The following is an 18152-nucleotide window of genomic DNA, read 5'->3' as shown; positions in this document are numbered from 1 at the left end:
ACCTGACTTACTTTAGTGTGAGACTCTTGATACTTTCGCTATCTGATCCGAGGATCAGCTCGCTTCCATCAAGCGCCCACACTTATCGGCTGTTAATTTTTAAAGAGCATTTCTGCGAGGAACTTCGCGTTTCTCAGCAGCGCTGCGTTTTCAGCAGCAGAGAAGCGAGATTATGAACCGTGTTTCGCATTTCGTCAACAACTTTTTTAACTACTTCGTTGCGACTGCGGGGCTCAACTTCCAGGCCAGCTGCGCGCTCCAGACTGCTGCGCACCACCAACCCTGCTTCCCTCTTCCGCGCCGCGTTTCCGTTAGCGCGAAAGAGGCGTGATTCTAAGCACCCGCCCCCAACTACGCAAGCCCCTTTGTGAAAATATTTTGAAAAAGCCCCCGTGCGCTGCCGCGCACGGGGGCTCGGGGCTCTACGGGTCGCGTGGCGGCGCTGATCTCCAGGTCGCCAGCAACACTTCCCTCTATATATAGAGGTGCGTCACTTGCCGCCCACCGCAGCCTGCAGTTGCTCGACCGGTACCGCGTCAGCCATCGCCGTGTAGCCGGCGTCGCTCGGATGGATGCCGTCGCCGCTATCGTAGCGCCGCTGCAGCACGCTCGGGCGCGCCGGATCGCGCAGCACCGCGTCGAAGTCGACCACGCCATCGAACCCGCTACCACTCCGGATCCACCGGTTCACCTCGAGCCGGATTGCCTCCCGCCCCGCCGGCAGCCCGGCCGGCGTGAGCGTCGCGCCGAAGACCTTCACGCCCTGACGGTGCGCCGCATCGATCAGCCGGCGGTAGCCTTCGATCAGCGACGCGGCCGAGACCTGCGTATGCGGGTGGTCGCAATCGAGCCCCGCGCGCGGCGGCATCGCCGCAAAGTTGATGTCGTTGATCCCGATCAGCACGATCGCCGCCTTCACACCTGCCCGCGAAAGTGCGTCGCGCTCGAAACGCGACGCCAGCGACGTGCCGTAGCACGCCGAGTCGCTGAGCAGCCGGTTCCCGCTGATACCAAGATTCGCGACGCCGATCGACTCCACGCCGGAGGCGGTCAGCCGATGCGCAAGCGCGTCCGGCCAACGGCGATTGCGGTTCACGCTCGAGCGCAGCCCATCGGTGATCGAATCGCCGATCGCGGCTACGCTGGCGCGCGCGGCACCGGTCTCGACTGCGAACTCGGTCACCCACGCATATTGGGTAAAGCGGGTGCGGAACGCGGCGGCGCCCGGATCACTCACGTGATCGCCCGGTGCGGACACGTAATTGAACTGGTTCGACACGCGGTGCCAGACCGTCATCCGCTGGTTCGGCCCCATCTGGAGGCTGATCGCATACGGCCGCCCGGCCGCCACGTCGATCGCCACCGGATCGCTTTCGAGTTCCTGGCCCGGCGCAAGCGTCACCGACGCCTTGCCGCCGAACCGGACCGGCACGGCCGCACCGCCGCCGAGTGCCGCCCCTTCACCGGCGCGCGCGAGGCTCGCCGCCTCGACGACCAGCGGCGCACGACCGTATGCATTGCTGACGCGAATCCGTGCGGCGCGGCCCGACACCGTCGGGTAGACGATCTGGCGCACCGCTCGCCCCGCCACGTCGGGCGCGCGATAAAGCGGCGGCGGTGCGGCAAGGTCGGGAATCGGCTGCAGTGCCGTCGCCCATGCGGCAACCCATCCGGCCGGCGCGGCCGAGGCCGACGCCACGAGCGGCGAGACAAAGACGGCCGCGCCCAGCACGGCCGCGGCGATACTGCTTCGGAATGACATCGGCAAAATCCTCGTCGGAAAGCGGGCATTGTGCCGCAGAAGACGCGAACCCCACGCACCAGACCACCATCACGCCACCCGATCGCGCCCCGACGTCCCTCGTTTACCCGAGTCTCGCCGCAAATCCACAAGAAATTTATTAACCGACCGGTCGGTTGGCTTATACTTCGCACACATTCAACCGGACGAGAGCCTCGCCATGTACACGCAATCCCTCGACATCCCCGGCAACGTCGCGCCGCTCGACGCCGCAGCCGAGTCGCCCGAGCAGGCGCGGTTCGATGCGGTCATGGCCGCCGACGGCAAGATCGAGCCGCAGGACTGGATGCCAGAGGCCTATCGCAAGACGCTGGTTCGCCAGATCTCGCAGCACGCGCATTCGGAAGTCGTCGGCATGCTGCCGGAAGGCAACTGGATCTCGCGTGCGCCGAGCCTGAAGCGCAAGGCGATCCTGCTCGCGAAGGTCCAGGACGAAGCCGGCCACGGCCTCTATCTTTATAGCGCGGCCGAAACGCTCGGCGTATCGCGCGATTCACTGGTCGACGCGCTGCACGCCGGCAAGGCGAAATACTCGAGCATCTTCAACTACCCGACGCCGACCTGGGCCGACGTCGGCGTGATCGGCTGGCTCGTCGACGGCGCCGCGATCATGAACCAGATCCCGCTGTGCCGTTGCACGTACGGCCCGTACGCGCGCGCCATGATCCGCGTGTGCAAGGAAGAATCGTTCCACCAGCGCCAGGGCTTCGACGCATTGCTGTCGATGATGAAGGGCACCGACGCGCAACGCGCGATGGTCCAGCAGGCGGTGAACCGCTGGTGGTGGCCGGTGCTGATGATGTTCGGCCCGAGCGACGCCGATTCGGTCCACAGCAACCAGTCCGCGAAATGGGGCATCAAGCGGATCACGAACGACGACCTGCGGCAGAAGTTCGTCGACGCGACGGTCGACCAGGCGAAGGTGCTCGGCGTGACGCTGCCCGACCCCGACCTGAAGTGGAACGAGGCGCGCGGCCATCACGACTACGGCACGATCGACTGGGACGAATTCTGGCGCGTGGTCAACGGCGACGGCCCGTGCAACAAGGAACGCCTCGCGACCCGCGTGAAAGCGCACGACGACGGCGCATGGGTGCGCGAAGCCGCACTCGCCCACGAAGCAAAGCGCCGCGCGCGCGCCGAACAGCACGCCGCCTGAGCGGCGGCACACCATCGAATTCAGGATTCAGGAGAAAGTGATGAACAAGGAATGGCCGATCTGGGAAGTGTTCGTGCGCAGCAAGCAGGGGCTCGACCACAAACATTGCGGCAGCCTGCACGCCGCCGATGCGTCGATGGCGCTGCGCATGGCGCGCGACGTCTACACGCGCCGCCAGGAAGGCGTGAGCATCTGGGTGGTGCCGTCGTCGGCGATCGTCGCGTCGGATCCGAACGAGAAGGCCGAGCTGTTCGAGCCGGCGGGCGACAAGATCTACCGTCACCCGACGTTCTACACGCTGCCCGACGAAGTCAACCACATGTAACGCCCGCGCCATGACGATCACGCCCGAACACCTCTCCTACGTGCTGCGCCTCGCGGACAACACGCTGATCCTCGGTCAGCGCAACGCCGAATGGTGCGGCCACGGCCCGATCCTCGAGGAAGACATCGCGCTCACCAACATGAGCCTCGACCTCATCGGCCAGGCGCGCATGCTGTATACGCACGCGGCCGAACTCGAGCGCCAGCTTACCGGCGCGACGAAGACCGAGGACGACTATGCGTACTTCCGCACCGAGCGCGAGTTCGCGAACTTCACCCTCGCCGAGCTGCCGCACTACGGCCCGATCGCCGGTACCGCGCATGCCGACAAGGACTACGCGGTCACGATCGTGCGCAACTTCCTGTACTCGGCGCTGATGCTGCACGTGTGGAGCGCACTGGAAACGTCGGCCGACACGCAGCTCGCCGCGATCGCCGCGAAATCGGTGAAGGAAACCCGCTATCACGTGCAGCACGCACGCGAGTGGCTGGTTCGCCTCGGTGACGGCACCGACGAATCGCACCGTCGTGCGCAGGACGCGCTCGACTACCTGACGCCGTACACGCGCGAATGCTTCGTCGCCGATGCGATCGACGACGCGGTCGCCGCTGCGGGCATCGCCCCCGCACTGGCCACGCTCGAAGCGGCATGGCGCGCGGACGTCGACGACGCGCTCGCGGAAGCGACGCTCACGCTGCCGGCACCCGTGCAGCATGTGACGACCGGCAAGCAGGGCGAGCACTCGGAACACATGGGCTACCTGCTCGCTGAAATGCAGAGCCTCGCGCGCCAACATCCCGGCGCGAGCTGGTAACCCGCCGCCCCAACGGAGCCCGACGATGTCCGTCCAGACCGCCGCCCCCGCCAACGCCGTGCCTGCCGCGCGCCACGCCGACCCGCTGCTCGCCCGTGCCTGGGACGTGCTCGAAGCCGTGCCCGACCCCGAGATCCCGGTCGTGTCGATCCGCGAGCTCGGCATCCTGCGCGACGTCCGCCACGCGGACGACGGTCAGCTGGAAGTCGTGATCACGCCGACCTACTCGGGCTGCCCGGCCATGTCGCAGATCGCGGAGGACATCGCCGCCGCGCTGCAGGCCGCCGGCCTGCAGCCGCACCGGATCGAGACGGTGCTCGCGCCCGCGTGGACGACCGACTGGATCACGCAGGAAGCGCGCGACAAGCTGCGCGCGTACGGCATCGCGCCGCCGGTCGGCCAGTGCGGCACCGCCGCGCCGCGGGAGAACGTCGTGCGTTTCGTGCCGCGGCCCGTCGCGGCGCCCGCGTGCCCGCGCTGCGGCTCCGCCCGTACCGAACGTCTCGCGCAATTCGCGTCCACGGCCTGCAAGGCGCTGTATCGCTGCGTCGACTGCCGCGAACCCTTCGACTACTTCAAACCTTATTAATCGATATGGCGACCCCGCAATTTCATCCGCTGCGTATCCGCGACGTAAGGCCCGAAACCGCCGACGCCGTGACCGTCTCGTTCGACGTGCCGCCCGAGCTGCGCGACGCGTACCGCTTCACGCAGGGCCAGTTCGTCACGCTGAAGACCCACATCGACGGCGAGGAAACGCGCCGCTCGTATTCGATCTGCGTCGGCACGACGGACTACGACCGTGACGGCGAACTGCGCATCGGCATCAAGCGCGTGCGCGGCGGCCGCTTCTCGAACTTCGCGTTCGACACGCTCAAGCCCGGCCACACGATCGACGTGATGACGCCGGACGGCCGGTTCTTCACGCACCTGAATGCCGACCACGGCAAACAGTACGTCGCGTTTTCCGGCGGCTCCGGGATCACGCCGGTGCTCGCGATCGTGAAGACGACGCTCGAACTCGAACCACGCAGCACGTTCACGCTGATCTACGGCAACCGCAGCGTCGACGCGATCATGTTCGCAGAGGAGCTCGAGGACCTGAAGAACCGCTACATGAACCGCTTCGTCCTCTATCACGTGCTGTCGGACGACCAGCAGGACGTCGAGCTGTTCAACGGCGTGCTCGACCAGGCGAAATGCGCGGAATTCCTCGGCACGCTGACGCCGGCCGACGCAATCGACGAAGCGTTCATCTGCGGCCCCGCGCCGATGATGGATGCGGCCGAAGCCGCGCTGAAGGCGGCCGGCGTACCGCAGGCGAAGGTGCACGTCGAGCGCTTCGGCACGCCGCTGCCGCAGGCCGGCGCGCCGGTCGTCGAAATCACCGAGCAGACGCCGGCCGCCGAGCTGGAAATCGTGCTCGACGGCAAGAAGCGCAAGCTGCGCCTGCCGTACGAAGGCGTGAGCCTGCTCGATGTCGGCCTGCGCGCGGGCCTTGCGCTGCCGTATGCGTGCAAGGGCGGCGTGTGCTGCACGTGCCGCGCGAAGGTGCTGGAGGGTGAAGTGCGGATGGAGAAGAACTACACGCTCGAGGAGCATGAAGTGAAGGACGGCTTCGTGCTCACGTGCCAGTGCCACCCGATCAGCGACAAGGTCGTCGTGAGCTACGACGAGCGTTGAGCGACGTCGCGTCGCGGCGCCGGACGGTTTCTCGCCGTCACACATCTCGCTTACACTAGGGGCCGCCGGCCGGCTGGACATCGCAACGTCCGCCCGGCCGGCGGTTTTCTTTTGTTGACGACAGGCCGATGAGTACCATTCATGTGATTCAGGGCGGCACCGCCGCCGCGTCGCTGCGCGAAGCACTCGCGCAAGCCGGACGCGACGAGCTCGTCGTCGGATTGCTCGACGATCTCGGCGTCGGGCCGCTCAAGGGCGCCGACGAGACGCCCGACACGCGCGCCGCCTTCTGGCAGCGCGTGCTCGGCGACCAGATTCCCGACTGGAACGCAGAGATCGAAAGCGAGTTCGCGCGCCTCGACCAGCTCGCGGCCGATACCGGCCAGGTGGTGGTGTGGCACGCGCCGAGCGTCGGCGACAAGCTGCTGCTACGCCGCGTCGCCTATCACCTGCGCAACGTCCCGCAACGCCTGAACGAAGTACGGCTGTCGGCCGCCGATCTCGACACCGCGCAGCGCGCGGCGCTGTCGCGCACCGACCAGGCATGCGCGACCGGGATGTTCTCGGCCGCGGAGCTGGCGCGCAAACGGCCGGTAGCCGCACCGATCTCGGTGCTGCGCATCGGCCGCCTCGCGCTCGAATGGCAGGAGGCGAAGCACCTGAACGCCGAGCTGCGCTACTGGGTCAGCAACACGATCAAGAGCGGCCACTACGCGGATCTCGACGCGCTGATCGTCGCGCGCGCGGAAGCCGACTGGCTGCCCGCGGGGCGCCTCGTCGGCAGCATCATGGCCGACGCCGACCGCGGCGGGCTGTTCGTCAGCGACTCGATCGCCTGGTGGCGCTGCCGCGAGCTCGCGGCAGCCGGCCGGCTCGAGCTGCAGGACGACGCGCCCGACGCCCTCTCTTCCACGCAGGTGCGCGCGGCCCGCGCGGCCACCCCGCACCGCTAATCTTCCGCATTCGACCATGGCCCGTACCCGAGCGCCCGACCACGAATCCCAGCGCGAGCAGATCCTCGATCTGGCCGCCGAGAAATTCGCTCAGACGAGCTACCCGAGCACGTCGATGTCCGATCTCGCGACCGCGAGCGGCACGTCGAAGGCACGCCTCTATCACTATTACGAGAGCAAGGAAGCGATCCTGTTCGACCTGCTCGACCGCTACACGAAACGGCTGATGCTGATCATCGCCGAGGTCGAAGGGGCGAGCCAGCGGCGCGGCCTCAGCGAGCGCGACGCGTTCGCCGAGCTCGTGCGCGCGTTCCTCGCCGAATACGAGACTTCGCACAGTCGGCACGTCGCGCTGCTCAACGACGTGAAATATCTCGAGGATGCGCAGCGCGAAATCGTGCTCGACCGCCAGCGCGACATCGTCGCGGCGTTCACGCGGCAGCTCGCCCGGGCGTACCCGGACCGCATCTCGAAGGAAAACCAGACGTCCGTGACGATGATGGTGTTCGGGATGATCAACTGGACGTTCACGTGGCTGAAGCCGGGCGGCCGCCTCGGCTATCGCGACTTCGCCGAGCAAGTGATCGACCTGATCGAGCGCGGGCTGTCGACGGCAGCCTGATTGCCGCGCAGCAGCAAACGTTGCGCGACGGGCACACTGCGACCGCCCGCCGCGCATTTCATATGATGAATTTTAAATTGCTTAAAAATCAAATAGATAGACAATTAACTAAGCAGATTTAGAATTCATCCTCCAGCTTAAATATCGTCAAATACGGGTTTTCCCCAATCCTGGGGCTGACGGTCGGGTAAAATGCTGTTGCATTGCACAACCCGCTGTGCGGTCACACTGAGGAACCCACGATGAACACGCAATTCAACGGCACTGCCGATGTCGTCGGCAACGCCGGTACTGCGCCGGTTCTCGTCAGGGAACTGGCTTCCAAAGACCGTGAGCAAATGCTCACCCACTTTCTCTCGCTCGACGAAGAGGACCGCCTGCTGCGCTTCGGCCAGATGGTGCCCGACCACGTGATCGAGAACTATGTCCGTACGATCGACTTCGGCCGCGACACCGTGTTCGGCGTGTTCGACCACGACCTCGAACTGATCGGCGTCGGCCACCTGGCCTACCTGCCGGCCGAGGGCGACAAGCGCACGGCCGAATTCGGCGTGTCGGTGCTCGAAAGCGCACGCGGCCGCGGCGTCGGCTCGAAGCTGTTCGAGCGCGCGGCGATCCGCAGCCGCAACACGCACGTGACGATGCTGTACATGCACTGCCTGTCGCGTAACGCGACGATGATGCACATCGCGAAGAAATCCGGGATGCGGATCGAGTACGCGTACGGCGAAGCCGATGCGTACCTGTCGCTGCCGCCGGCCGACCACTCGACGATCATCGCCGAGATGCTGCAGGAGCAGGCCGCGGTGTTCGACTACGCGATGAAGCGCCAGGCGCGCCGCACCACGAAGTTCATCGAATCGCTGATGCCCGCCGCGCTGACGGCGTAACACCGGCCAGCCGGGCCGCGCCTGCGGCGCGCCCGGCCTCCCCCTTCCCCGCGCACACTAGCGCACCGAACGAATCGGCAACGCCGTCGTCTCCTTGAAGCATTCGAGCGAAAAGCTCGTCTTCACGTCGATCACCGACGGGTGATGCAGCAGATGCTCCTGCACGAAGCGGGAGAAATGCGCCATGTCCTCGACCTGCACGCGCAGCAGGTAATCCATATCCCCCGTCATCGCGTGGCACGCGACCACTTCCGGCCAGGTCTGCACGGCCGCGCGAAACAGCTCCGCATGGGTCGCGCCCGCCCGCGCCGACGTTTCGTCGGCCCGCACCGGCGCCAGGCCGCCGCGCTTCTCGAGCCGCACGCTCACGTACGCGAGCAGGTCGAGCCCGAGCTTCTGCGGATTCAGCAGCGCGACATAACCGGTAATCACGCCGATCTCCTCGAGCCGCCGGATCCGCCGCAGACACGGGCTCGGCGACAGGTTCACGCGCTCGGCGATCTCCTGGTTCGACAGGCGGCCGTTCTCCTGAAGAATCGCGAGAATCCGCCGGTCGATGGCATCCAATTCGGCTTGCGCCATCTTCTGCCCTCCAATGAATAGTTTGAGACTGGAAATTGCGCCATCGTAGGTTCGGGCAATTAAGTTCGCAAGTTTACGCTCGCAGCTGCCCGCTACACTCTGTCGCACGTACCGATTCGTTGCGCACGCCGCCGCGTGTGCCACGTTCGACATCGAACCACGCCGGGCATGCGCACACCGCCCCGGCCGATCGCCCCCACAGGAGACACGCCATGCAGATCCCGAACTGGGACAACCCCGTCGGCACCGACGGCTTCGAATTCATCGAATACACGGCACCGGACCCGAAAGCGCTCGGACAACTGTTCGAACGGATGGGTTTCACCGCGATCGCGCGCCACCGCCACAAGGACGTGACGGTGTACCGCCAGGGCGACATCAACTTCATCATCAACGCCGAACCCGATTCGTTCGCGCAACGCTTCGCACGCCTGCACGGCCCGTCGATCTGCGCAATCGCGTTCCGCGTGCAGGACGCCGCGAAGGCGTACCAGCACGCGCTGGAACTCGGCGCATGGGGCTTCGACAACAAGACGGGCCCGATGGAGCTGAACATCCCGGCGATCAAGGGCATCGGCGATTCGCTGATCTACTTCGTCGACCGCTGGCGCGGCAAGAACGGTGCGCAACCGGGCGCAATCGGCGACATCAGCATCTATGACGTCGACTTCGAGCCGATCGCCGGCGCGAACCCGAACCCGGTCGGCCACGGCCTCACCTATATCGACCACCTGACGCACAACGTGCATCGCGGCCGCATGCAGGAATGGGCCGAGTTCTACGAACGCCTGTTCAACTTTCGCGAAGTGCGCTACTTCGACATCGAAGGCAAGGTGACGGGCGTGAAGTCGAAGGCGATGACGTCGCCGTGCGGCAAGATCCGCATCCCGATCAACGAGGAAGGCTCGGATACGGCCGGCCAGATCCAGGAATACCTCGACGCGTATCACGGCGAAGGCATCCAGCACATCGCGCTCGGTGCAAGCGACATCTACCAGGCGGTCGACGGCCTGCGCAGCAAGGAAGTGAAGCTGCTCGACACGATCGACACGTATTACGAACTGGTCGACCGCCGCGTGCCGAACCACGGTGAATCGCTGGAAGAACTGAAGAAGCGCAAGATCCTGATCGACGGCGCACGCGACGACCTGCTGCTGCAGATCTTCACCGAGAACCAGATCGGGCCGATCTTCTTCGAGATCATCCAGCGCAAGGGCAACCAGGGCTTCGGCGAAGGCAACTTCAAGGCGCTGTTCGAATCGATCGAGCTCGACCAGATCCGCCGCGGCGTCGTGCAGGACAAGGCCTGACGCATCCGGCGGGCGGCTGCCCGGGGCAACCCGGCAGCCCGCACGATCCGGCGGCACAAAGAAAAAGGGCGGGAATCTCAGGATTCCCGCCCTTTTTGCATTCCGGCGCGGCCCGCGGGCCGCGCGACCGGATCAACGCGCGTTCGCCTTCGACGCGACGGCGCGCTCGGCCGACGGCTGCGCGACGGCGTCCTGGGCCGGCACGATCTGCTGCATCTGCGCGCCGGCTGCCGCCAGTGCGCTCGCGCCTCGCGCGTGCACCGGGCCCGTCATCGAGAAAAACGCGGCGGACACGATCAGGAAACTCTGGATATGACGTGTGTTCATTGCACCTCCTGTAAAACTGCCGGCGCCTCTCCGATTGCGTCGAAACGAACCAACGCGGCCGGGCACCACCAGCAGGCCGACAAGATTAACGGCGTTTGCATGCAGATGGGGCCAGCTTTACATGCTTTTACATGATGTAACTCATGATTCAGCCCCTTTTTTGATGCGCCGCCGCAATTCCCCCGCGTTCCAACCGATGGGCGGCGGGTTTGCCCCAGTGCTACCATCGCTTAAAACCGGCCAATATGCCGGCCACTGCCGACGCGTCCACAAGATGCCCGAAGCAGTCGAGTTTTGGTGATCCCAAACTGGGTGGAGGAGACAGTTAATGAATGCCCCGCTAGACGCAGGCCAACGCGCGTCCCTAGAAGCCGCGCTGAAGTCCGTCACGCTTGATGACAAATACACACTGGAACGCGGTCGCGCGTACATGAGCGGCATCCAGGCCCTCGTGCGCCTGCCGATGCTCCAGCAGGAACGCGACCGCGCCGCCGGTCTCAATACGGCCGGCTTCATTTCCGGCTATCGCGGTTCGCCGCTCGGCGGCCTCGATCTGTCGCTCTGGAAAGCCAAGCAGCACCTGGCAGCCCACCAGATCGTCTTCCAGCCCGGCCTCAACGAAGATCTCGCCGCCACCGCCGTGTGGGGCTCGCAGCAAGTGAACCTGTACCCCGGCGCGAAGCACGACGGCGTGTTCGGCATGTGGTACGGCAAGGGCCCGGGCGTCGACCGCACGGGCGACGTATTCAAGCACGCGAACTCGGCCGGCTCGTCGCAGCACGGCGGCGTGCTGGTGCTCGCCGGTGACGACCACGCGGCGAAATCGTCGACGCTGGCACACCAGTCGGAACACATCTTCAAGGCCTGCGGGCTGCCCGTGCTGTTCCCGTCCAACGTGCAGGAGTATCTCGATTTCGGCCTGCACGGCTGGGCCATGAGCCGCTATTCGGGCCTGTGGGTCGCGCTCAAGTGCGTGACGGACGTGGTCGAATCGTCGGCGTCGGTCGACATCGACCCGCATCGCACCGAGATCGTGCTACCGACCGACTTCATCCTGCCGGAAGGCGGGCTGAACATCCGCTGGCCCGACCCGCCGCTCGTGCAGGAAGCACGGCTGCTCGACTACAAGTGGTACGCGGCGCTCGCCTATGTGCGCGCGAACAAGCTCGACCGCATCGAGATCGATTCGCCGAGCGCGCGCTTCGGGATCATGACCGGCGGCAAGGCGTACCTCGACGTGCGCCAGGCGCTGACCGACCTCGGCCTCGACGACGAAACCTGCGCGCGGATCGGCATCCGGCTCTACAAGGTCGGCTGCGTGTGGCCGCTCGAAGCGCAGGGCGCGCAGGCATTCGCGCGCGGCCTCGATGAAATCCTCGTCGTCGAGGAAAAGCGCCAGATCCTCGAATACGCGATCAAGGAAGAGCTGTACAACTGGCCCGATGGCCAGCGGCCGCGCGTGTTCGGCAAGTTCGACGAAAAGGACGGCGCCGGCGGCGAATGGTCGGTGCCGATGGGCAACTGGCTGCTGCCCGCCCACTACGAGCTGTCGCCCGCGATCATCGCGAAGGCGATCGCGACGCGCCTCGAGAAGTTCGAACTGCCGTCCGACGTGCGTGCACGCATCGCCGCGCGGCTCGCCGTGATCAGCGCGAAGGAAATGGCGCTCGCGAAGCCGCACGTGCAGACCGAGCGCAAGCCGTGGTTCTGCTCGGGCTGCCCGCACAACACGTCGACCAACGTGCCGGAAGGTTCGCGCGCGATCGCCGGCATCGGCTGCCACTACATGACCGTGTGGATGGACCGCAGCACGAGCACCTTCAGCCAGATGGGCGGTGAAGGCGTGCCGTGGATCGGCCAGGCGCCGTTCACGGACGAGAAACACGTGTTCGCGAACCTCGGCGACGGCACCTATTTCCACTCGGGCCTGCTGGCGGTGCGCGCGGCGATCTCGTCGAAGGCGAACATCACCTACAAGATCCTGTACAACGACGCCGTCGCGATGACGGGCGGCCAGCCGGTCGACGGCGTGCTGACGGTGCCGCAGATCACGCACCAGCTCGCATCGGAAGGCGCGAAGAAGATCGTGATCGTCACCGACGAGCCGGAGAAGTACGACAGCCAGAAGGCGCTGCTCGCGCCGGGCGTGCCGATCCATCACCGCGACCAGCTCGACGACGTGCAGCGCGAGCTGCGCGAGATCGAAGGCACGACGATCCTGATCTACGACCAGACTTGCGCGACCGAGAAACGCCGTCGCCGCAAACGCGGCACGTATCCGGACCCGGCCAAGCGCGTCGTGATCAACGAGGCGGTGTGCGAAGGCTGCGGCGACTGTTCGGTGCAGTCGAACTGCCTGTCGGTCGAGCCGCTGGAAACCGAATTCGGCACGAAGCGCCAGATCAACCAGTCGAGCTGCAACAAGGACTTCTCGTGCGTGAAGGGCTTCTGCCCGAGCTTCGTCACGGTCGAGGGCGGCCAGTTGAAGAAGCCGAAGGCCGTGTCGGTCGACGGCAACGCACTGCCGCCGATCCCTGAGCCGACGCTGCCGGACATCGACCGCGCATACGGCGTGCTCGTCACGGGCGTCGGTGGCACGGGCGTCGTCACGATCGGCGCGCTGCTCGGGATGGCCGCGCACCTGGAAAACAAGGGCGTGACCGTGCTCGACGTCACCGGCCTCGCGCAGAAAGGCGGCGCCGTGATGAGCCATGTGCAGATCTCGCACGCGCCGACCGACATCCACGCAACCCGGATCGCGATGGGTGAAGCCGACCTCGTGATCGGCTGCGACGCGATCGTCACGGCCGGCGACGAGTGCACGTCGCGGATGCGGCACGACACGACGCGCGTGGTCGTCAACAGCGCGCAGACGCCGACCGCCGAGTTCATCAAGAACCCGAACTGGGCGTTCCCCGGCCTGTCCGCCGAAAACGACATCCGTGCGGCGGCCGGCGTTGACGTCGACTTCATCGACGCGAACCGCTTCGCGGTCGCGCTGCTCGGCGACGCGATCTACACGAACCCGTTCGTGCTCGGCTACGCGTGGCAGAAAGGCTGGCTGCCGCTCACGCTCGCGTCGCTCGTCCGCGCGATCGAGCTGAATGCGGTATCGGTCGAGAAGAACCGCGCGGCCTTCGAATGGGGCCGCCGCGCCGCGCACGACCTGGCAAGCGTGAAGCAGGCCGCGGCCGGCGACGCGCGCCCCGCGCAAGGCGCCACGGTGATCGCGCTGCACACGAAGAAGGCGGTCGACGCACTGATCGCGAAGCGCGTGGAGTTCCTCACCGCGTACCAGAATGCCGCGTACGCGTCGCGCTATGCGTCGTTCGTCGACAAGGTGCGCGCGGCCGAGCGTGCGCTGGCAGACGGCGACACGGTGCAGGAGCAGCTGACCGAAGCGGTTGCGCGCAACCTGTTCAAGCTGATGGCGTACAAGGACGAATACGAGGTCGCACGGCTGCAGTCCGACCCGGCGTTCCTCGCGCGCCTGACCGCGCAGTTCGAAGGCGACTGGAAGCTGAAATTCCACCTCGCGCCGCCGCTGTTCGCGAAGACGGATGCGCACGGCCATCTCGTGAAGAAGGCGTATGGCCCGTGGATGATGTCGGCGTTCCGGATGCTCGCGAAGGCGAAGTTCCTGCGCGGCACGGGGCTCGACCCGTTCGGCCGTACCGAGGAGCGTCGCACCGAGCGCGCGCTGATCGGCGAGTACGAAGCGCTGATCGGCGAGGTGCTCGGCAAGCTGAACGCGGCCAACCGCCCGCTCGCCCTCGAGCTCGCGGCGCTGCCGGACGGCATTCGCGGCTATGGCCACGTGAAGGAGAACAACCTGCGCGCGGTACGCCAGAAGTGGAACACGCTGCTCGCGAAGTGGCGTGCGCCGGCCGGCGGCCAGTCGCACCAGCAGGTCGCGTAACGGCACGCGGCGGGCATTCGCGGTCCGGATGCCCGCCGGTGAGCGCCTACCGGCTCACGTCGCTTCACGATAAAAAAAACGCCACGGAACGCAGGTTCCGTGGCGTTTTTCATTGTGCCGCGCGCGAAGCGCGGCACACGCGGGCGTGGACTTACTTCGTGTTCACGTTCGCGGCGGCAACGGCCGTCATGTTGATGATCCGGCGCACGGTCGCGGCCGGCGTCAGGATGTGAGCCGGCTTCGCTGCGCCGAGCAGGAACGGGCCGACCGTCACGCCTTCGCCGCCCACCATCTTCAGCAGGTTGTACGCGATGTTGGCCGCTTCGACGTTCGGCATGATCAGCAGGTTCGCTTCGCCCGACAGCGTCGTGCCGGGGAATGCCTGCTTGCGGATCATTTCCGACAGCGCCGCGTCGCCGTGCATTTCGCCGTCGACTTCCAGGTTCGGTGCACGTTCGACGATCAGCTTGCGGGCCTCGCCCATCCGGCGCGACGACGCCGACGGCGCGCTGCCGAAGTTCGAGTTCGACAGCAGCGCAGCCTTCGGCGTAATGCCGAAGCGCTCGATCTCGGCCGCGGCCTGGATCGTCATGTCGGCGAGCTGTTCGGCGCTCGGCAGCTCGTTCACGTACGTATCGCACACGAACAGGTTGCGGCCCGGCAGCATCAGCAGGTTCATTGCCGCGAAGTGCTCGGCGCCCTTTGCGCGGCCCAGCACCTGCTCGATGAACTTCAGGTGGCTGTGGAACGTGTCGATCATCCCGCAGATCATCCCGTCCGCGTCGCCCAGGTGCACCAGCATCGCGCCGATCAGCGTGTTGAACTTGCGCATCGCGGCCTTCGCGACTTCCGGCGTCACGCCGTCACGCGCGCCGATCTCCTGATAGGCCTGCCAGTAGCGGTGGTAGCGCGCATCGTCTTCCGGATCGACGATTTCGAAATCGGTGCCGGCCTTCAGCTTCGAGCCGATCTTCGCGAGGCGCATGTCGATGACCGACGGACGGCCGACGAGGATCGGCTTCGCGATCTTTTCCTGCAGCACGAACTGCGCGGCGCGCAGCACACGCTCGTCTTCGCCCTCGGCGAACACGATGCGAGCCTGCTTCTGCTTCGCGGTCGCGAACACCGGGCGCATCACCATGCCGGTGCGGTAGACGGTCGCACCGAGCTGCTCGCGGTACGCGTCCATGTCCTGGATCGGACGGGTGGCGACGCCCGAATCCATCGCGGCTTGCGCGACGGCCGGCGCGATCTTGATGATCAGGCGCGGGTCGAACGGCTTCGGAATCAGGTAGTCCGGCCCGAATTCGAGCGAGTGGCCTTCATACGCCTTCGCGACTTCTTCGCTCTGGTCGGTTTCCTGCGCCAGCTCGGCGATCGCGCGCACGCACGCGAGCTTCATTTCTTCCGTGATCGTCGTCGCGCCGACGTCGAGCGCGCCGCGGAAGATGAACGGGAAGCACAGCACGTTGTTGACCTGGTTCGGGTAGTCCGAACGGCCGGTCGCGACGATCGCGTCCGGGCGCACGGCCTTCGCGTCTTCCGGGCGGATTTCCGGTTCCGGGTTCGCGAGCGCCAGGATCAGCGGGCGGTCGCCCATCGTCTTGACCATGTCCTGCTTCAGCACGCCCGCGCTCGAGCAGCCGAGGAACACGTCCGCATCGACGATCGCGTCAGCGAGCGTGCGCGCATCGGTGGTCGCCGCGTAACGCTGCTTCGACGGGTCGAGGTTGCCGCGCCCTTCGTAGATCACGCCCTTCGAATCGGCGACGAGGATGTTCGACTTGGTCAGGCCGAGGTTCACCAGCAGGTCCAGACACGCGATCGCCGCAGCGCCCGCGCCCGAACACACGAGCTTCACTTCGGACAGCTTCTTGCCGACGACCTTCAGGCCGTTCAGGATCGCAGCCGACGCGATGATCGCGGTGCCGTGCTGGTCGTCGTGGAAGACGGGGATCTTCATGCGCTCGCGCAGCTTCTGCTCGATGTAGAAGCATTCCGGCGCCTTGATGTCCTCGAGGTTGATGCCGCCGAGCGTCGGCTCGAGCATCGCGATCGCCTCGACGAGCTTGTCGGGGTCGGACTCCGACAGTTCGATGTCGAACACGTCGATGCCCGCGAATTTCTTGAAGAGGCAGCCCTTGCCTTCCATCACCGGCTTAGCGGCGAGCGGGCCGATGTTGCCGAGGCCGAGCACGGCGGTGCCGTTCGTGATGACGCCGACGAGGTTGCCGCGCGACGTGTACTTCTGCGCGTCGAGCGGATCGGCGTGGATCGCTTCGCACGCAGCGGCGACGCCCGGCGAATACGCGAGCGACAGATCCAGCTGGTTCGACAGCGGCTTGGTCGGGGTGACCGAAATCTTGCCGGGTTTCGGGTTCAGGTGATAAGCCAGTGCGGCCTGCTTCAGTTGTTCGTCCATGATTGACCTGCGAGAGACATGCGAAATATTGACGGTTCAGTACGCCGCACCTTCGGCCGCGTCTGCTTGAATCGAGAGGGTGATCGACTGCGAGACGGCACGCGACGCGCCGGGTCGGCACGCCATCGAACCTTGGCGGGTGGCAAGAGGAAAGTACAAAGTACTGAACGATTTCTAAGGGTCGCCTAGTGTACACCCCCTAAATGACGCATGTTGGTGCAGCGCCGCATCCTCCGCATCAGCGCGCGATCAGTCTGGCCCCGGTTGTTTCGCCGGTGGTGAGCCGCGGGGCGAACCCGCGCGAATTCCGCCGAAAACCGGCCTGAATCGGGTAAAATAGCGGGCTACGCGCGCAGCGATGCGATTGGCCCTCCGATCGCGCCCCGGCCCCCCGGGCAGGTTCCCCTTGCTGCGCCACCGGGCCCGCGCCCGCTCTTCGCTCATCACCCAAGGAATGCCCATGACAGGCTACGATCGTCAGTCGATCTCGGATACGACCGCCAAAATCCTGCTCGAAGTACAGGCAGTGCACTTCAACGCAGAAAAACCGTTCATCTTCACGTCCGGCTGGGCAAGCCCCGTCTATATCGACTGCCGCAAGCTGATTTCGTATCCGCGTGTGCGCCGCGCGCTGATGGAAATGGCGGAAACGACGATCATGCGCGACGTCGGCTTCGAGCAGATCGACGCGGTGGCAGGCGGCGAAACGGCCGGTATCCCGTTCGCGGCATGGCTGGCCGACCGGATGATGGTGCCGATGCAGTACGTGCGCAAAAAGCCGAAGGGTTTCGGCCGCAACGCGCAGATCGAGGGCCATCTGGAAGAAGGCTCGCGCGTGCTGCTCGTGGAAGACCTGACGACCGACAGCCGCAGCAAGATCAACTTCGTCAACGCGCTGCGTACCGCAGGCGCGACGGTGAACCACTGCTTCGTGCTGTTCCACTACAACATCTTCAAGGAAAGCGTGTCGGTCCTGAAGGACATCGACGTCGACCTGCACGCGCTCGCCACGTGGTGGGACGTGCTGCGCGTCGCGAAGGCGTCGGGCTACTTCGAGACGAAGACGCTCGACGAAGTCGAGAAATTCCTGCACGCACCGGCCGAATGGTCGGCGGCGCACGGCGGCGCGACGGCCCCGAAGGAATGACGCCGCACCGGCCCGCGGGCCGGTGTCCTGGCTGAACAAGCCGCCCGCTTCATCGCGGGCGGCTTTTTTTTCGTCCGTGACCCATCCTGAAATAGGTTGACACTTTTTCGCCGAGGCGAGGAGGTGCCAGATGGAGCAAGGGATCAAGCGGACGCAGCGGGACTACAGCCTGGCTTTTAAGCTGTCGGTGGTGGTGCA

At 65.8% G+C, this 18152-nt stretch carries 15 protein-coding genes; 11 read left to right on the top strand and 4 right to left on the bottom strand.

Translation table 11 applies throughout. The features are described 5' to 3' along the window. Nucleotides 1-490 precede the first annotated feature (490 nt). The gene (locus tag LGN19_RS39140; RefSeq protein WP_226220183.1) at nt 491-1762 is read right to left on the bottom strand and encodes an SGNH/GDSL hydrolase family protein; all 1272 of its coding nucleotides are present in this window, start codon (nt 1760-1762) and stop codon (nt 491-493) included. Nucleotides 1763-1961: 199 nt separating this feature from the next. Here LGN19_RS39140 and paaA point away from each other — a divergent pair, with 199 nt between their 5' ends. The 8 genes from paaA (at nt 1962) to LGN19_RS39100 (ending at nt 8247) form a co-directional block, all read left to right on the top strand. After that, nucleotides 1962-2960: a 1,2-phenylacetyl-CoA epoxidase subunit PaaA gene (paaA, locus tag LGN19_RS39135; RefSeq protein ID WP_175223498.1), complete on the top strand. Its 999-nt coding sequence runs from the start codon at nt 1962-1964 to the stop codon at nt 2958-2960. 40 nt (nt 2961-3000) lie between these two features. After that, on the top strand, nt 3001-3285 hold the full coding sequence (paaB, locus tag LGN19_RS39130) for a 1,2-phenylacetyl-CoA epoxidase subunit PaaB (protein ID WP_226220182.1): 285 nt from the start codon (nt 3001-3003) through the stop codon (nt 3283-3285). Nucleotides 3286-3295: 10 nt separating this feature from the next. After that, nucleotides 3296-4099 (top strand): 1,2-phenylacetyl-CoA epoxidase subunit PaaC, encoded by an 804-nt coding sequence (paaC, locus tag LGN19_RS39125; RefSeq protein WP_226220181.1) that lies wholly within the window; start codon nt 3296-3298, stop codon nt 4097-4099. 25 nt (nt 4100-4124) lie between these two features. Beyond that, nucleotides 4125-4688 carry a 1,2-phenylacetyl-CoA epoxidase subunit PaaD gene (paaD, locus tag LGN19_RS39120; protein ID WP_226220180.1) on the top strand — a complete coding sequence of 188 codons (564 nt, stop codon included), beginning with the start codon at nt 4125-4127 and terminating at the stop codon, nt 4686-4688. Nucleotides 4689-4693: 5 nt separating this feature from the next. Beyond that, a complete protein-coding gene (gene paaE, locus LGN19_RS39115; protein ID WP_175223501.1) occupies nt 4694-5782 on the top strand; it encodes a 1,2-phenylacetyl-CoA epoxidase subunit PaaE in 1089 nt (362 codons plus the stop codon). Nucleotides 5783-5910: 128 nt separating this feature from the next. Continuing rightward, on the top strand, nt 5911-6735 hold the full coding sequence (locus LGN19_RS39110) for a DUF1835 domain-containing protein (protein ID WP_226220179.1): 825 nt from the start codon (nt 5911-5913) through the stop codon (nt 6733-6735). Between the two features lie 16 nt (nt 6736-6751). Beyond that, nucleotides 6752-7357, top strand: coding sequence for a TetR/AcrR family transcriptional regulator (locus LGN19_RS39105; protein ID WP_006482923.1), 606 nt, complete (start codon nt 6752-6754; stop codon nt 7355-7357). Between the two features lie 242 nt (nt 7358-7599). Then, nucleotides 7600-8247: a GNAT family N-acetyltransferase gene (locus LGN19_RS39100; protein WP_174973703.1), complete on the top strand. Its 648-nt coding sequence runs from the start codon at nt 7600-7602 to the stop codon at nt 8245-8247. A 57-nt stretch (nt 8248-8304) separates the two neighbouring features. Here LGN19_RS39100 and LGN19_RS39095 read toward each other — a convergent pair whose 3' ends face one another. Further along, nucleotides 8305-8829: an Lrp/AsnC family transcriptional regulator gene (locus tag LGN19_RS39095; protein WP_011350656.1), complete on the bottom strand. Its 525-nt coding sequence runs from the start codon at nt 8827-8829 to the stop codon at nt 8305-8307. A 212-nt stretch (nt 8830-9041) separates the two neighbouring features. Here LGN19_RS39095 and hppD point away from each other — a divergent pair, with 212 nt between their 5' ends. Then, nucleotides 9042-10139, top strand: coding sequence for a 4-hydroxyphenylpyruvate dioxygenase (hppD, locus tag LGN19_RS39090; protein WP_122944183.1), 1098 nt, complete (start codon nt 9042-9044; stop codon nt 10137-10139). A gap of 132 nt (nt 10140-10271) precedes the next feature. Here the strand turns inward: hppD and LGN19_RS39085 are convergent, their stop codons facing one another. Then, complete coding sequence (locus LGN19_RS39085; RefSeq protein ID WP_089449731.1) at nt 10272-10466, bottom strand: hypothetical protein; 195 nt, start codon at nt 10464-10466, stop codon at nt 10272-10274. Between the two features lie 328 nt (nt 10467-10794). On the opposite strand from LGN19_RS39085, the gene LGN19_RS39080 reads away from it, so the two are divergent. After that, on the top strand, nt 10795-14385 hold the full coding sequence (locus LGN19_RS39080) for an indolepyruvate ferredoxin oxidoreductase family protein (protein WP_226220177.1): 3591 nt from the start codon (nt 10795-10797) through the stop codon (nt 14383-14385). Between the two features lie 151 nt (nt 14386-14536). Here the strand turns inward: LGN19_RS39080 and LGN19_RS39075 are convergent, their stop codons facing one another. Continuing rightward, nucleotides 14537-16807, bottom strand: a complete 2271-nt coding sequence (locus LGN19_RS39075; RefSeq protein ID WP_122944181.1) for an NADP-dependent malic enzyme — start codon at nt 16805-16807, stop codon at nt 14537-14539. 460 nt (nt 16808-17267) lie between these two features. Here LGN19_RS39075 and LGN19_RS39070 point away from each other — a divergent pair, with 460 nt between their 5' ends. Continuing rightward, on the top strand, nt 17268-17954 hold the full coding sequence (locus LGN19_RS39070) for an orotate phosphoribosyltransferase (RefSeq protein ID WP_069746497.1): 687 nt from the start codon (nt 17268-17270) through the stop codon (nt 17952-17954). The last annotated feature ends 198 nt before the right edge of the window (nt 17955-18152 follow it).

The sequence above is a fragment of the Burkholderia sp. AU30198 genome (genome assembly GCF_020419825.1).
In the GTDB taxonomy this organism is placed as follows: Bacteria; Pseudomonadota; Gammaproteobacteria; order Burkholderiales; family Burkholderiaceae; genus Burkholderia.
Note: the sequence above shows the minus strand (reverse complement) of the source record. Positions and strands in the feature narration are given on the sequence as shown.

Bases quoted from the DNA above. Each gene is read 5' to 3' on its own strand.
- LGN19_RS39140 (WP_226220183.1), bottom strand. From the start codon at position 1,762: ATGTCATTCCGAAGCAGTATCGCCGCGGCCGTGCTGGGCGCGGCCGTC.
- paaA (WP_175223498.1), top strand. From the start codon at position 1,962: ATGTACACGCAATCCCTCGACATCCCCGGCAACGTCGCGCCGCTCGAC.
- paaB (WP_226220182.1), top strand. From the start codon at position 3,001: ATGAACAAGGAATGGCCGATCTGGGAAGTGTTCGTGCGCAGCAAGCAG.
- paaC (WP_226220181.1), top strand. From the start codon at position 3,296: ATGACGATCACGCCCGAACACCTCTCCTACGTGCTGCGCCTCGCGGAC.
- paaD (WP_226220180.1), top strand. From the start codon at position 4,125: ATGTCCGTCCAGACCGCCGCCCCCGCCAACGCCGTGCCTGCCGCGCGC.
- paaE (WP_175223501.1), top strand. From the start codon at position 4,694: ATGGCGACCCCGCAATTTCATCCGCTGCGTATCCGCGACGTAAGGCCC.
- LGN19_RS39110 (WP_226220179.1), top strand. From the start codon at position 5,911: ATGAGTACCATTCATGTGATTCAGGGCGGCACCGCCGCCGCGTCGCTG.
- LGN19_RS39105 (WP_006482923.1), top strand. From the start codon at position 6,752: ATGGCCCGTACCCGAGCGCCCGACCACGAATCCCAGCGCGAGCAGATC.
- LGN19_RS39100 (WP_174973703.1), top strand. From the start codon at position 7,600: ATGAACACGCAATTCAACGGCACTGCCGATGTCGTCGGCAACGCCGGT.
- LGN19_RS39095 (WP_011350656.1), bottom strand. From the start codon at position 8,829: ATGGCGCAAGCCGAATTGGATGCCATCGACCGGCGGATTCTCGCGATT.
- hppD (WP_122944183.1), top strand. From the start codon at position 9,042: ATGCAGATCCCGAACTGGGACAACCCCGTCGGCACCGACGGCTTCGAA.
- LGN19_RS39085 (WP_089449731.1), bottom strand. From the start codon at position 10,466: ATGAACACACGTCATATCCAGAGTTTCCTGATCGTGTCCGCCGCGTTT.
- LGN19_RS39080 (WP_226220177.1), top strand. From the start codon at position 10,795: ATGAATGCCCCGCTAGACGCAGGCCAACGCGCGTCCCTAGAAGCCGCG.
- LGN19_RS39075 (WP_122944181.1), bottom strand. From the start codon at position 16,807: ATGGACGAACAACTGAAGCAGGCCGCACTGGCTTATCACCTGAACCCG.
- LGN19_RS39070 (WP_069746497.1), top strand. From the start codon at position 17,268: ATGACAGGCTACGATCGTCAGTCGATCTCGGATACGACCGCCAAAATC.